This is a genomic window from Pseudoduganella sp. R-32 (assembly GCF_049913245.1).
In the GTDB taxonomy this organism is placed as follows: domain Bacteria; phylum Pseudomonadota; class Gammaproteobacteria; order Burkholderiales; family Burkholderiaceae_D; genus Rugamonas.
Window position 1 is genome coordinate 4,714,014 of sequence record NZ_CP183987.1, and the last position, 15,097, is coordinate 4,729,110.

Consider the following 15,097-nt stretch of genomic DNA (forward strand, 5'->3'; position numbering starts at 1 on the left):
GGCTTTGCCCCGCGTAAACCGGACCGATTAACGGCTTTGGCTGCTTGGCGCCGCTTGTGCGGCATCGGTAGCGATGACGATACTCAGCTTGCTGGCATCAATGTGCTTGCGGAAGGCGGCATTGACCTGCCGCAGGGTGAGCGCATTGAGCTGCGTTTCCTGAGCCTTGTTCCAGGCGAAGCCGCGGGCCATCTGCATCAGGCGCAGCCATTCCCAGGCCAGGGCGTCATCCTCCGCCCGCTGCTGGGCGCGCAGCCGGAGCATGGCGGCCTTGGCACTTTCCAGTTCAGCCCGGGTAAAGCCCTGCTTGAGCGCCCGCTCCAGCTCCTGGCGGATGGCTGCCTCCAGCCTGGCCATGTTTTGCGGCGCCGCCACCGCTTCGACCGTGAAAATGCCGGCATCGTCCCGCTCGCCGGCCCGCAGTGCAGAGCCCCCCCAGTACGACAGGCCTTCCCGTTCCCGGATCCGGTCCATCAGGCGCGACTTCGCCGCGCCGCCAAACATGAAGTTCGCGGCCTGCAGCGCCAGATAATCCGGATCGTCCAGGTTCAAGGCGACGTTCATGCGGGCACCGTACATGGCGTTTTCCTTGTCCGCTGCGGCAAGCACTTTGCGGACAGCCGGGATGGCGGCGTACCGGTCGAGGACAGGGGCGTATTCCGAATTGCTGCGCCAGCCGGCCAGCTCCTCGCTGACGGCGCCGAGCAATGCCTCTTTGTCGAAGTCGCCCACCACCGCCAGTGCGCCATGCGAGGCGCCATAAAACGCGGCATGAAATGCCTTCAGGTCCTCCAGGCTCAGGACCCGTACTTCGGCGATCTGTTGCTCGAGCGTCAGCACAGCCCGCGGGTCGCCTTTGGGCCATTGATTGAAATGCAGCTCCAGTTCGCGCCGCACCATCGATGTCGGCTCACCGCGCTGCGATTCAAGGCTGAGCAGCCACTGCTGGCGCATCTGGTCGAATTCCATTTGAGAGAAGGCCGGCTCCTTCAGCACATGGGCCATCAGGCGCATGGCGGCCGGCAGATGCTGCCGCGTGGTTTCGAAATTGAATGGCGTGCCGGTGATCTTCAATGCCGCCATCTCATCGGCCAGCTGCGCCCTTGTGTATTTGCTGGTCCCGCGCATGAGCATGGCGTTCACCGCCGTCGCCACGGTCTGCTTGCCGAACAGCGTATTCTCGTTCCCCCAATGCAGCTGCAGCTCCACGGTCACGGTCTCGCCCCGGTTTTTCTTGGACAACAGCGCGAGCTTCAGTCCTCCGACTTGCGTCAGCTGCGTGCGCGCCAGGATGTTGTCGTGACTGGTGTCGAAGTACGCCCCGGCTTGTTTCCCTGCCTCGCCGCGGTAGGCTCGCAGCAATTCGGCGGCAGTCGGCGCCGTACCGATCAGCGCGCGCTGGGGCGCGTCATCCGGCAGGAAGGTGCCTACGGTGCGGTTATCGCGCCTGTAATAGCGTTCCGCCGCCTGCATGATTTGCTGCCCCGTCACCGAGGCAATAACCTCGCTTTGGCGGAACAGCAGACGCCAGTCGCCCAAGGCAATGGCTTCGCTTAACGCGATGCCCAACTGCTGCGGATTGCTCAGCGCCTTGTCAAGCGAATTGGCAAACTCGCGCCGTGCGCGCTCGACCTCTTCCGTCTCTGGTGGTGCGCTGGCAAACCCCTCCACTGCGGAGACCAGCGCATCGCGTACCGGCGCTACCTCCTGCCCCGACCTGACGACGGCGCCGAACATTTGCATGCCGGGAGCCATGCCCGCCTGGCTGATCGCAAAGACATGGGCCGCTTTGCCCGTTTCCACCAGCAGTTTGTGCAGGCGGCCATTCGGGGCGTCGCTGAGGATGGAACTGGAGAATGCCAGCGCTTCGGCATCGCCGTGCAGGCCGGATGGCACCTTGTAGCCGACCATGACGATCTGCTGGTCACCGCTGCGCCGCACGGCAAACTGGCGCTCGCCATCCTGGGCCGGCTCAACGGTCCAGAATTGCGGCAGCTCGCGCTTGGGCTTTGGGATGGCGCCGAACGCCTTGCCGATCCAGGCCAGGGTTTGCGCCGGATCGAACTTGCCGGCGACCAGCAGTACCGCATTATCGGGCTGGTAATAGGTGCGATAAAAGGCGCGCAGCCTGCCAATGTCCACATGCTCGATATCGCTGCGGTTGCCGATGGTGGCGCGTCCATAGCTGTGCCAGTCGTAGGCCACACTTTCCATGCGCTTGTGCAGCACCTCGTAGGGATTGTTTTCGCCGAGCTCATACTCGTTGCGGACCACCGTCATTTCCGCGTCCAGGTCCTTCTTCGCGATAAAGGCGTTGGTCATCCGGTCGGCTTCCATATCCAGCACCCATTTGAGGTTGTCGGGGCTGGCCTGGAACACCTGGTAGTAGTTGGTGCGGTCCTGCGAGGTGGTGCCGTTGAAATCCATGCCGCGTACCGTGAATTGGTGCATGAGGTCGCGATGCCGTGGCGAGCCCTTGAACATCAGGTGCTCGAGCAAATGCGCCATACCGCTTTCGCCATAGTTCTCGTGGCGCGAGCCCGCCAGATAGGTCATGTTCACGGTCGCCGTTGGTTTGCCCGCATCGGGAAACAGAAGCACTTTCAGGCCGTTTGCCATGCGATATTCTGTGATGCCAGCCAGCGACGGACCTTGCGTCATGCCCGGCGGGATCGCCTGCCCGAACGCAGGAGGGAGGATGCATACTCCAAGCAGCAGCGGAGCCAGGTACCGGGTTGCCATTGTGTTTTAGTCCTAGAGTGAAAACCGCATTGGAATGGAGGGCAGTCCGACAGTCGCCCCGCTGCGCAAATTCCCAGACCAAAGGAAGCCTGCCCAAGCTTCATTTGGTCCGAATTCCTGACGGGGCATCAAGGCGCAAGACTGTTGTCGGATAAGCTACGGTTCGACTCTCTCCCCTCCATCCGGTGTCTTATGCTCCCCACCCGCCCCTTGCGAGCAGTCCATACTGCCGTATGCAACTGGTTTCGCGCCAGCTTCGACTTCATGCGCGTTGCACGCGTCGTGCTGCTGATGGCCCCTACGCTGGCGTGCTTCCTGTCCACTGGCGACAGCAGTAGCCTGAAAGCTGGCTTCTTGGGTGTGCTCTTGCTGTCCGCGGCGGAAAAAACACAGCCTTCGCTGTTCCTGCTCTTACTGCACGCTGGAGCCATCCTCGGTTCCGTTGCGCTTTTCAGCCTGGCTTATCCATATGCCTGGCTGTTTGTGCCGCTGTGCGCCGCTTACGGCGCGGCAGCCGGATGGCTCGGCCGCTGGGGGCCAGCCTGGCAATCGCTTGGCAATTATGGATTCCTGGCGGCGCTATACCTGGGCTGCGAGCTCAACGCAGGCGGCGGCATTATGCTGGCGGGCTACCTGCATTTGCTGTCCTGGTCGGGACTAGCGCTGGTCCCCACAGCGCTGGTGCTGGTGTGGAAGCTGTCCGCCAGCGAAGCCGGTGCTGCAGCCGCCCTGCGCGTCTTCTGCCGTCGCCACAATATGCTGCCGGCGCGCGCATCTGACACCGAGCGGGCCCGCACCGCCAGCGATGCCGCCGTGGTGCGCTGCGCGGCCGTGCTGCTGGCCGCAGCCCTGGTGCGCTATCTGCACCTGCCGGCCGGGGAATGGCTGATCTGGTCGGCTGCCAGCGTCGTCACCGGTTCGATGCCCAGCGTGCGGCGCAAGGCTGGCGACCGTGCTGTGGGCGTGCTGTGGGGCGCCGGCGCCGGCATGACACTGTGCTGGGTGGCCTTGCAGGCGGCACCCGCCATGCTGCACACCGGTCACGCACTGCCAGCCGTATGCACCCTGGTGACCGCCATTTCCCTCGGTTGCTGCCAACGCTATCGCCTGGCGTTTGGACTGCGCAGCATGATGTGCGTGGTTCTGGCGGCGACGTCTGGTTATGGGGTTGGGGTGGCCGTGCTGCGCTCAGCCAATGTGCTGGTGGGCGGGATGATCGGTGCCGCGCTGACCCTGCTGTATGAACAGCGCGGTGCCCGCATCCCAGGGCTCTGAATCTAAGGCAGGTCAGGCTGTTCCGAGCGCCTGAATTGACGCTCCAGCTTACGGCGGTAGTTCCGGTCCGTCGCCAGGCGCGCCTTCAACTCGCGGTCCTTTGCCGCATTGACGTTCATGCTGACGCAATCTGCGAATTCATCGGTACCTGTGCGATAACCATACTGCATGCAGGACGCCGCAGCGCGGCCGGCATAGTCGGTCTGCACCGGATAGCGGTGGTGGGCGCAAGCTGTCGCGCCCAGGCAGGTAGCGAAAGCCAGCAAAAGCGTACGCGCCAGGGGGCGCTTGCCGGAGTGGGAGTGTTGCATAGGTTTTCCTTGGAATCAGGGCGAATCGATTCGCCCCATGTCCGGACACTGTAGGGCCGTCGCCAAGACTGCCGGTGCGAAGCGCCAGATTTCAGACCAGTCCGCCGGAACCGGCGCGCGTAGGTTAATGGGTCCGAAAGTTCCGCTCCGGGCGCTGCGGTCCGTGCAATTGCAGCGATTATTTACTGGCGGCCTGGCCGCACGTTACCTTCGCATGCCAATTGATCGCGGCGCCCGCGCCGCCACGCCTATGTCCAAATACCGAACAGAAAATCCAGACTTCAATCCCAACCTGCTGCTCGACACCATGAAGGAATGGCTGGGAGTGCGCACCGACTGCCGCCTGGCACAGCGCCTGGCCGTTGGCGGGCCTTCGATTAGCAAGCTCCGCCACGGCAGGGTGCCGGTCTCCGCAGACCTTCTGGTGAGCATGCATGAGGAAACAGGCCTCAGTATCCGCGAGCTGCGCTTACTGGCCGGCGATCTTCGATGGCACACGGGAAAGTCCGCGCCAACGATGTTGCCGACGCAAGTGCCACGGATGTTGTCCGATCATGCCCGTCTTTGCGCCGAAATGGCACGCGTCCGAAAGCGCGTTTCCAGCGGCGTCGCGCTGCGCATTGCCGCCGGCACACCAGGCATGCACGATGCCCTTTACGGGTAACCATACGCCGCTCAATCATTGTTCCCCCCGGCGTAGCCGATCCGCAGTTCCCCACCATCGTTAAAAGGAGTAAGTTAATGAAAGCGCAGAAATGGGAAGGAGTCTTCCCCGCAGTAACCACCAAATTCCACGCGAATGAGGAACTGGACCACGCGGCAATGGAACAGCACTTTGCCTTCATGATCGACAGCGGCTGCCACGGCCTGGTGACCTGCGGTTCCCTGGGCGAAGCGAGTACCCTGTCCTTCGAAGAGAAGCTGGCTGTCGCCAAGACCGCCGTTAAAGTAGCCGACGGCCGCGTGCCGGTGCTGGCCAACGTCAGCGAAACCCGTACCGCCAATGCCGAGCGCTACGTGCAGGAAGCGCGCGACCTGGGCGTGGACGGCTTCATGGTGATGCCCTCCGTGCTGTACGCCGCCGACGCTTTCGAAGCCAAGGCCAACCTGCGTACCATCGCCAAGGCTGCCAAGCTGCCGATCATGGTGTACAACAACCCGGTCACCTACAAGGTCGACCTGACCCCGGCCGACTTCAAGGAGCTTTCCGACTGCGAAGAACTGGCCGCCATCAAGGAATCGACCGACAATATCCGCCGCGTCACCGACCTGCGCAACGCAGTGGGCGAGCGCTACCAGATCTTCATGGGCGTGGACGACCTCTCCTTTGAAGGCCTTGCGGTGGGTGCAAACGGCCTGCTGGCCGGCCTGGTGGTGGCCTTCCCCCGAGAAACCGTGGCCCTGTACGAACTAATGAAGGCTGGCCGCTACGCCGAAGCGCTGAAGCTGTACCAGTGGTTCATGCCGCTGCTGCACCTCGATGTCTCTAGTAAGCTCGTGCAAAACCTGAAACTGGTCGAGGCACTGGTCGGTGTCGGAAATGAAAACGTACGCCGCCCACGCCAGCCGCTGCGCGGAGCGGAGCGAGAGTTTGTCATCACGCTTGTCGAACAAGCGCTCGAGACCAGGCCATCGCTCACTTCGCTTGCAATGCAGACCCAGCCTCCGCAAGCATGATGCTATGGGCCTGCTCAAAGTCGAATCCATCCAGGCAGCGCTGTATTGCTGAAGCGCGCTCCTCCCCATAGCGCGCCGCGAATTCGCCGCGCAGGCCGGCGAAGCGCTCAATCGCTTCGCCATCCATGGCAGCCAGCAGTTGGGCAAGCTCCTGTAAGGCGTCGTGCCAGGCTTGTGGATCGCGCAGCGTCTGCGCCTCTTCCGCGCGCTGCTCCGGCAAGGCGGCAGTAATGCCCTGGCACACGCGCAGCAATTCCTCCTCCAGCGCCGAGACGTCGCCCTGCACCTGCGCCCATTCCAGATGCTTTTGCGCCGTCACTTCGGCCATTCCCGCCAATACCTGCACCTGGCGTACGCCCAGGTTGCCCGCTACCCCGCGCAGCGTGTGGGCCAGGAGTTCCGCGCCAATGTAGTCGTGCTGCTGGAAGGCGGCGGCGATGCGCTGCGCCGTACCGCATTCGTCGCGGGCAAAACGCCGCAGCAGGTCAGCCAGCAGCCCGGCATTGTCGCCGGCCACGGCACGCGCCGCATCCAGGTCGATGCCTGGCAATTCGGCAGGCAGTTCGCCGCTGCCGTCCATATCTGCGCTGGCGGGGCCTTCGTCGCTCAGGTAGTCTCGCAGATACTCCCGCAGCAGACGGTATAGTTCGGCCGGCTGCAAAGGCTTGCCAAGGTGCTCGTCGAAGCCCTCTTCCAGGCAGCGTAAACGGTCCTCCTGCATGGCGTTGGCGCTCAAGGCGACCACCGGCAGGTCGTCAAACGCCTTGTCGTCGCGCACATGCCGGATGGCCGAACTGCCATCCATTTCCGGCATCTGCAAATCCATGAAGACCAGCTTGTAGTATGCCGGGCCCACCAGCCGCAGACGGTCCAGCGCAATCCGGCCGTTGACCGCAGCGTCCACTTCGATGCCGCAGCCTTGCAGCAGTTCGGTGACGATCTGCCGGTTGATGTCGTTGTCTTCCACCAGCAGCACCCGCACATCGCGCAAGTGCGGTGTGCTCATGATCGTGCGGCGCACATGGGTCCCGGGACCTTCGGCCGCGTGGGCCCGTTCGAATTCGAGTTCGAAGTAGAAGCGGCTGCCGACGCCGGCTTCGCTTTCGACGTCGATGGTTCCGCCCATTAGCATGATCAGGTCGCGCGAAATGCTCAAGCCCAAGCCCGTGCCGCCGAATTGGCGGCTGGTCGAACCGTCGGCCTGCGAGAACGGTTTGAACAGCCGGTCCAGCTGCTCGGCCGTCATGCCGATGCCCGTATCCTGCACGCTGAATTCGAGCCGCACCCGGTCGGAGCGTGCCGGCGTGGCGCGTACGGTCAAGGTCACGGCGCCGTCGGATGTGAACTTGATCGCGTTATTCAGCAGGTTGATCAACACTTGCCCAAGGCGCAGCGGGTCGCCCCGCAAGTGGCGCGGCATGTCCTCTGGAAACTCGAAGCGGTAGTCCAGCCCCTTTTCGGCGGCGAAAGGCGCAGTCAGGGACAACACCTGCTCCAGGGTTTCACCCAGCTCGAAGTCGGTATGCTCGATATCGAGCTTGCCCGCCTCGATCTTGGAAAAGTCCAGGATATCGTTGATCACCCCCAGCAGCGTCTTGCCGGCCAGGTGGATCTTCTGCACATAATCGCGCTGCCTTGCCGACAGATCGGTGGACAACGCCAGGTACGACAGGCCCAGCACGGCATTCATCGGTGTGCGGATTTCGTGGCTCATATTGGCCAGGAAGCGCGACTTGGCTTGCGTGGCCTCCTCGGCCTTATCGCGCGCCGCCTGGGCTTCTTCCTTCTGCTGGAGCACTTCGGCGGTGCGCGCCGCCACTTCGGCAGTGCGTTCCTCCACGACGCGCTCCAGTGCAGCGCGCTGCGCGGCCAGCTGCCGAATGCGCCAGCGATAGAGTCCATACAGTCCACCCAGGAAAATCAAGCCTATGATGCACAGCGCCCACCAGGTCTGGTACCACGCGGGCAGCACGTCCACCTCAATCTGCAGCGGCGCCTCGACCCAGTTGCCGTTGTGGTCCGATCCGCGCACCTGCAAGGTATATCGGCCCGGGGAGAGATTGGTGTATGAGGCGATGCGGCGCCCCGCATCAGTATTGACCCAGTCCTTATCGAAACCGACCAGCCGATACGCGTAGCGATTCAGCTCGGGGGCGTGATAGTCCAGCGCCGCAAACTCGATCGCTATGCTGTTCGCGTCGGAGGCCACCGTCAGTGGAGGCCCTTTTCGCACATTCGAATACTGCAGCGGCAGCGGCTTTCCTCCGACCCGGATCGCGGTCGTAACTACCGGTGGCCGGCATTGGCGCGACTTAAAGCGCTCCGGCCAAATAATGCTGGCGCCACGGTCACCGCCGAACACCAGTTCACCTTCTCCAGTACGTGCACCGGCCTGCGCCCAGTAACTTGCAAGCGCCGCGCCTTCATTCTGCTTCAGCCTGTCGATTGCAAAAGTGGCGGGATCGATCCGGACAACGCCATCGTTCGTGCTGGCCCACATCATCCCTGCTGCATCGAGGCGCAGGTCGTTAATGTACCCGTTGAGCATGCCTTGGGCAGCCCCCAGCCAATGGAGCTGGGGCCGCCCGTCGGTGCCTCGCCTTTCCAGGATCTGCAACCCGCTGGCCGTACCGATCCATAGGCGGCCCTGTCGATCCGAGGCGAGCGTAGTCACATAATCGCTGACCAAGTGATGACCGTCGTCCGCCCCCGACCTGATCTGCTCCGACACGGTGCCGTTTGCCAGATCAACCCGGTTCAGGCCAGTACCTGTACCTACCCACAGCGTTTCATTCGATTCCGGCAGCAAGACGCTGACGCGTGGCCCGCTTAGCCCCTTCACCGCCCGCATTCCTGTCGGCCGCGCAAGAGTTCCGCCCATGATGAACAGCCCTTCGCGAATGGTACCGATCAAGAACGTGTGTCCCGCCAACCCAAGTGTACTGACGCCTGAACGAATTTCAGGCTCTGGCAACCGAACTCTCGCCACCCGCCTCCCGTCCGGACTGGAACGGTACAGATCTCCGCCAGCGCTAATTCCTATATCGCCGTTCGCGTCCGCAGCCATGGAATAGATGAAGCCGCGACGAATCCTGCTGTGGCTTTCTTCAGAAGCCACGCCCAGCCGCCTCACGGATCCCTTGGAGGGATCGACGATGTCCACCCCTCCGTTACTGGCCCCCAGCCACAAAGTACCGTCGGGACGCGCAAGCACTGCAGGATAGCCGTCCTGCATTGGAATGCCTGCGGTTAACTCGCTGATGATCAGCGTTTGCACCGCCAGCCCACCTTCATAGCGGGCAATTCCATGATCGCTTCCTAGCCAGAAGGCACCACTTCTGTCATGTAGAAAGGCGTAGACCGAATTCGACGGCAGGCTATCCTCACGAAGCGGATCATGTTTCAGCGTGCGGTACCGCAGGGTCGTTCCGTCAACGGCCACAACACCGACGCCAGGCACACTCGCCCAAATCTCGCCCGCAAACGGTTCGCCGAAACAAAAGACGGGCCCCGGCATTGGCACTTGCCGCGCAGTTCCAGTAGCCGTATCCAAGACAAAGACGCCGTCGTCTGCAGCCACCATCCAAAGCTTGCCGTCGCTGGCCAAAAACATCGTAACGATGACCGGCGGCCTCCCTGAGCGAACCGGCAAAGGCACCTCGACGAATTGCTCCCTTCCGGCGGCTTTTCGAACCAAGCCACGTGGCGAACCAACCCAAAGCGTCCCCTTGGCATCGCGCTCAAGCGACAGAACCACCTCCAATGGCTCCTCATCACCTTTGCCCGGCTTATAGGGACGATGGTGAGTTATGGCGCCTGCGGTGGGCGTGGCGCCGGCCGGCAAATGGTCAAGGCCTTCGTCAGTGGCAAGCCACAAGCCGCCGGCGCCGTCATCAACCATCTGATGCAAAGTCGCCGACGACAAACCAGCATTCTTCGGGTTGAAGACAATAAAACGGTCCCGTTCGCGATCATAGCGGGCCAGTCCGCCGCTAGCTGTTCCAACCCATACGTTGCCCTTCCTATCGATCAAGATGCACTTGATATAGTTATCGGGGAGGGAGTAGGGGTCACCCGGAATCGATTGGTATTTGATGAACCGGTAGCCATCCCAGCGCGCTAAGCCACCCTGGGTTCCGATCCATAGAAATCCATCCCTGTCCTGTGCGAGGGCGACGACAGGGGCATTGGCCAATCCGACCCGGACGGTTTGAAACGTCGGCGGTATCAGCGCTTCCCAACGCTTCGGAGCGCGCTCGGCGGTGGCTGCGCAAGATGCGGCCACGAACAGCAGGCCAAGTAAACCTGTGACGACGCGCAAAGCCGCAAACATTCGTTCAAAGTAGCAATTGTGAATGAACGCCATGGGCGGAACACTTCGCATGAAATGGTGGCCAGCACAAAGCCGCGTGCAAGAACTCTCCTCCGCGCCGCAGAGGATTACTTTCTATTTTACAACGCCAAGGCTATCACGTAACTTATTTCTAAAACAAGTGCCAAAGGGACTCGGCTAGGGGCCATCGACATTCTGCATGCATGCCTGGCTCCGTTCGGCGATGTTGACTACCCCGATATCGGACCAGGGGCGGCCCCTAGTGCAGAAAGACCTACTTTTCCAACGTCGCGGTCAAAATATCGTGGGCGCCGTCGAAATCAAACATGTCCAGGCAACGCTGCAGGTCAGCGGTTCTTTTCGTGCCATAGCGCGCTTGAAACTCACCACGCAGCGCAGCGAAACGTGCATTTGCTTCGCCATCCATGGCCGCCAGCAGTTGGGCCAGTTCCTGTAACGCCTCCTGCCACGCTAGCGGGGCACTCAATGCCGGCGCTTCTTCGAGCACCTGCTCCGGCAAGGCGGCTGCAATGCCTTGGCACACGCGCGCCATTTCCTCTGCCAGCGCCTCGACGTCGCGCTGCACCTGCGCCCATTCCACGTGGCTTTGCGCCGCCGCTTCGGCGGCTCCCGCCAGTTCCTGCACCTGGCGTGCGCCCAGATTGCCCGCCACGCCGCGCAGCGTATGCGCCATGAGTTCCGCGCTTGCGTAATCCTGCTGCTGGAACGCGGCCGCGATGCGCCGTGCCGTGCCATCTTCTTCCTGGGCAAAGCGGCGCAGCAGTTCGGCCAACAGACCGTCATTGTTGCCCGCCACCGTGCGTGCCACCGTCAGGTCGATGCCCGCTAGTTCGGCGGGCAGCTCCGCGCCCTCTTCCGCCCCCTCGTCTACCTGCGCCCCCTCACTGGCGGGAACGTCGTCGCTCAGCTTGTCTTTCAAATATTCGCGCAGCAGGCGATACAGTTCGGCCGGCTGCAACGGCTTGCCAAGGTGGTCGTCAAAGCCCTCTTGCAGGCAGCGCAAACGGTCCTCCTGCATGGCGTTGGCGCTCAAGGCGATCACCGGCAAGTCGTCGAAAGCGCGGTCGTTGCGCACATGCCGGGTGGCCGAGCTGCCATCCATTTCCGGCATCTGCAGGTCCATGAAGACCAGGTCGTAATAGGCCGGGCCCACCAAACGCAAACGGTCCAGGGCGACACGGCCGTTTACGGCGGCGTCCACTTCGATGCCGCAGCCTTGCAGCAATTCGGTGACGATCTGCCGGTTGATGTCATTGTCTTCCACCAGCAGCACGCGCGCGTCGCGGAAGTGCGGTGTGCTCATGATCGTACGGCGCACACTGGCGTCCAGGCTCACCGGCTGGTGCGCTCGATCGAACTCGAGCGCGAAGTGGAAGCGGCTGCCAACCCCGGTTTCGCTCTCCACATCGATCGCGCCGCCCATCAGCGTCACCAGGTCGCGCGAAATGCTCAAGCCCAGCCCCGTTCCGCCGAATTGGCGGGTGGTCGAACCGTCCGCTTGCGAGAACGGCTTGAACAGCCGCTCCAGCTGTTCGGCCGTCATGCCGATGCCGGTGTCCCGCACGCTGAATTCGAGCCGCACCCGTTCGGCTGCCGCCGGCATGGCGCGCACCGTCAGCGTCACGGCGCCTTCGGCAGTGAACTTGATCGCATTATTCAGCAGGTTGATCAACACTTGCCCAAGACGCAGCGGGTCGCCGCGCAGGTGGCACGGCACATCGTCGGCCAGCTCGAAGCGGTACTCCAGCCCTTTCTCGGCCGCGAAGGGCGCGGTCAGCGACGACACCTGTTCCAGCGCTTCATCCAGATCAAAATCGGTGCTTTCGATGTCGAGCTTGCCCGCTTCGATCTTGGAAAAGTCCAGGATGTCGTTAATCACGCCCAGCAGCGTTTTGCCGGCCAGGTGAATCTTCTGCACATAGTCGCGCTGCCTGGACGAAAGATTCGTGGCCAGCGCCAGGTACGACAGGCCCAGCACGGCATTCATCGGTGTGCGGATTTCGTGGCTCATATTGGCCAGGAAGCGCGACTTGGCCTGCGTTGCATCCTCCGCTTTGACCCGCGCCGCCTGGGCTTCTTCCTTCTGCTGGAGCACTTCGGCTGTACGCGCAGCCACTTCGGCGGTGCGTTCCTCCACGACGCGCTCCAGTGCAGCACGCTGCGCGTCCAGTTGCCGAATGCGCCAGCGATAGAGTCCATACAGTCCACCCAGGAAAATCAAGCCCATGATGCACAGCGCCCACCAGGTCTGGTACCACGCGGGCAGCACGTCCACTTCGATCTGCAGCGGCGCTTCGACCCAGTTGCCGTTGTGGTCCGATCCGCGCACCTGCAAGGTATATCGGCCCGGGGAGAGATTGGTGTATGAGGCGATGCGCCGCCCCGCGTCGGTATTAACCCAGTCCTTATTGAAACCGACAAGCCGATACGCGTAGCGATTCAGCTCGGGGGCGTGATAGTCCAGTGCCGCGAACTCAACCGCGAGGCTGTTGGCATCAGGCGCCACCGTCAGCGGCGCGCCCTTTCCTGTGTTCGAAAACTGCAGCGGAAGCGGCTTTCCTCCGACCCGGATCGCGGTCGTGACCAAGGGGGGCTTGCAGGGACGCGGTTGAAAGCGCTCAGGCCAAATGATGGTAGCGCCGTCTTCGTTTCCGAATATCAGCTCTCCCCGAGTTGTCAGCGCATCTGAGTTACTCAGATATCCAGCAAGAGCCGCTCCTTCGCTGCGCCACAGCCTATCAATTGCATAGCTGACCGGATCGATTCGAAAAATGCCACCTGCAGTAGTGGCCCACATCATCCCTGTCGCATCCATACGCACGTTGTCAACGGGAGAGTTAGGCATGCCTTGCTCAGGGCCTAGTCGCCGCAGCTGCGGACGCCCCTCGGCCGTTCGTCCTTCAAGCACCTGCAAGCCGCCACTTGTCCCAATCCACAATCGGCCCTGCCGGTCCAATGCCAGCGTCATCACGTTATCATGACTCAAGTGAAGGCCATCAGCCGGCCCCGATCTGAATTGCTCCACCAGGGTCGCACCGTCCGCGTCAACCCGGTTCAAACCCGTGTTAGTACCAACCCAGACCGTTCCATCCGAGGCCGCAAGAAGATCCGTCACAATTGGCCCGGTCAAGCCCATGACTGATTGAGTGCTTCCCGGCCGCGCCAGAGTACCGCTCAAAATGGCGACTCCACTGCCTAAGGTTCCAAGCCACACCTTGCGGCCCACCTGGGCCAGCGAAGTGTAAATGGTATTCGGGGCCAAGCCTGGCACGTGCACGCGCTCCACAGTTCGACGATCTGGCTTGACGCGATACAGCCCCGCCATGGTGGCTATCCCCACCTCGCCGACATCGTCCGTGACCATAGAAATGACCATTCCACCAGCAGGAAGTTGGCGCTCAGGATTGTCGTATCCTGCCTCAAGCCTTGTCATTGTCCCCTTATCAGGATCGACGATATTTACCTTGCCGTCGTTTACTCCCAGCCAAACAGTCCCATCCCGATGCACGAAAATCGTTGAGTAACTTTCCAATTCTTGGGTAATTTTGAGGGACTGCGCCGCTCTTCCGCTTTCATACCGCGCAAATCCCTTGGCGGTTGCGATCCAGAGCGCTCCAACCCCGTCGCGTAGAAAACCATTCACCGAGTCAGATGGCAAACTGTCGGGGCGATTTGGATCCCGCTTCAAACTGCGTTGTTTGAACGTAGCTGCATCGATGGCGATGATGCCCCCGCTCATTGCGCTAGACCAGATTTCACCGGGATATGGCTCACTGAGATATCGCGGAATGCCTGGCGTTAAAATCGTCTGGACAGTTCCTGTACGCGGGTCCAGAACGAAGAGTCGATTCTTCTGTGCCGCAATCCAGAGCTTGCCGTTACTAGCCATGAGCAGGCCCCCTAAGGTCGGCCTCTCGATATCGCCCAGACGCACTTCGTCAAAGCGCTGATTCGCGGCTTCCCTGCGCATCAGCCCTTGCGATGTAGCAAGCCATAACGTGCCGCTGGAATCGCAAACGAGCGCATTGACACTATCGGACAGCAACCCCTCCGCCCGCCCAAACCGCTTGACAGCTCCAGTAGCAGGTGAGGCATTCGGTGGCAAATGGAACAAGCCTCCGTTGGTAGCGACCCACAGAATGCCGGCCGCATCCTCGTCGATGTCGTTAATGCGCGTCCCCGACAAATCACCACTGGCCTTGCTGAAAACCACAAAGGCATCACGCTTCGAATCGAATCGCGCGAGACTTCCACTGATCGTTCCTACCCAGAGCCGGCCCTTCTTATCAACAAACAACTTGGTGACAACGTTGTCGGGCAATGAAGCGGGATCGCCGGAAATCGACTGGTACTCATGAAAGCGATAACCATCCCAGCGCGCCAGCCCTCCTTCCGTACCGACCCAGATAAATCCATCATGATCTTGGGCCATGGCTTTCACAACCGTGCTTGCCAGTCCGGCAGGGCCGGAAACTGTCTGAAATGAAGGCGGTGTCAAGGCCGCCCAGCGCTCCACCGTACCCTCTGCTTGGGCGGCGTTGCCGAGTGTCGATATCAGCATCACCGCCACTGCGACAATGATTCGCGACGCAACGCTCTGGTACCGATGGCGGCGAGGACGGATGAATACCATGTACTTAAGCGCCTAATAAAGATATGTGTTCAGTATAAAGAGCTGCGCGAAAGAAATCTCATCCACGTCACCGAGATTTATTTCAAATGAGAAATAGAGTGAAAT

Annotated in this window: 7 protein-coding genes; 3 read left to right on the forward strand and 4 right to left on the reverse strand. The window is 61.7% G+C overall.

The features are described 5' to 3' along the window. Positions 1–27: 27 nt before the first annotated feature. The gene (locus ACN9MU_RS21250; protein ID WP_426343425.1) at positions 28–2,742 is read right to left on the reverse strand and encodes a M16 family metallopeptidase; all 2,715 of its coding nucleotides are present in this window, start codon (positions 2,740–2,742) and stop codon (positions 28–30) included. Between the two features lie 192 nt (positions 2,743–2,934). Between ACN9MU_RS21250 and ACN9MU_RS21255 the strand changes: the two genes are divergently transcribed. Next, on the forward strand, positions 2,935–4,017 hold the full coding sequence (locus ACN9MU_RS21255; protein WP_426343426.1) for an FUSC family protein: 1,083 nt from the start codon (positions 2,935–2,937) through the stop codon (positions 4,015–4,017). 2 nt (positions 4,018–4,019) lie between these two features. Here the strand turns inward: ACN9MU_RS21255 and ACN9MU_RS21260 are convergent, their stop codons facing one another. After that, a complete protein-coding gene (locus ACN9MU_RS21260) occupies positions 4,020–4,328 on the reverse strand; it encodes a hypothetical protein (protein WP_426162431.1) in 309 nt (102 codons plus the stop codon). Positions 4,329–4,542: 214 nt separating this feature from the next. Between ACN9MU_RS21260 and ACN9MU_RS21265 the strand changes: the two genes are divergently transcribed. Beyond that, positions 4,543–4,992: a helix-turn-helix domain-containing protein gene (locus ACN9MU_RS21265; RefSeq protein ID WP_426343427.1), complete on the forward strand. Its 450-nt coding sequence runs from the start codon at positions 4,543–4,545 to the stop codon at positions 4,990–4,992. Positions 4,993–5,069: 77 nt separating this feature from the next. Next, positions 5,070–6,005: a dihydrodipicolinate synthase family protein gene (locus tag ACN9MU_RS21270; protein ID WP_426162433.1), complete on the forward strand. Its 936-nt coding sequence runs from the start codon at positions 5,070–5,072 to the stop codon at positions 6,003–6,005. On the opposite strand, the gene ACN9MU_RS21275 is transcribed toward ACN9MU_RS21270, so the two are convergent. Beyond that, positions 5,965–10,371: a two-component regulator propeller domain-containing protein gene (locus ACN9MU_RS21275; protein ID WP_426162434.1), complete on the reverse strand. Its 4,407-nt coding sequence runs from the start codon at positions 10,369–10,371 to the stop codon at positions 5,965–5,967. The genes ACN9MU_RS21270 and ACN9MU_RS21275 overlap by 41 nt on opposite strands. 241 nt (positions 10,372–10,612) lie before the next feature. Beyond that, a complete protein-coding gene (locus ACN9MU_RS21280; RefSeq protein WP_426343428.1) occupies positions 10,613–14,992 on the reverse strand; it encodes a two-component regulator propeller domain-containing protein in 4,380 nt (1,459 codons plus the stop codon). Positions 14,993–15,097: the final 105 nt, after the last annotated feature.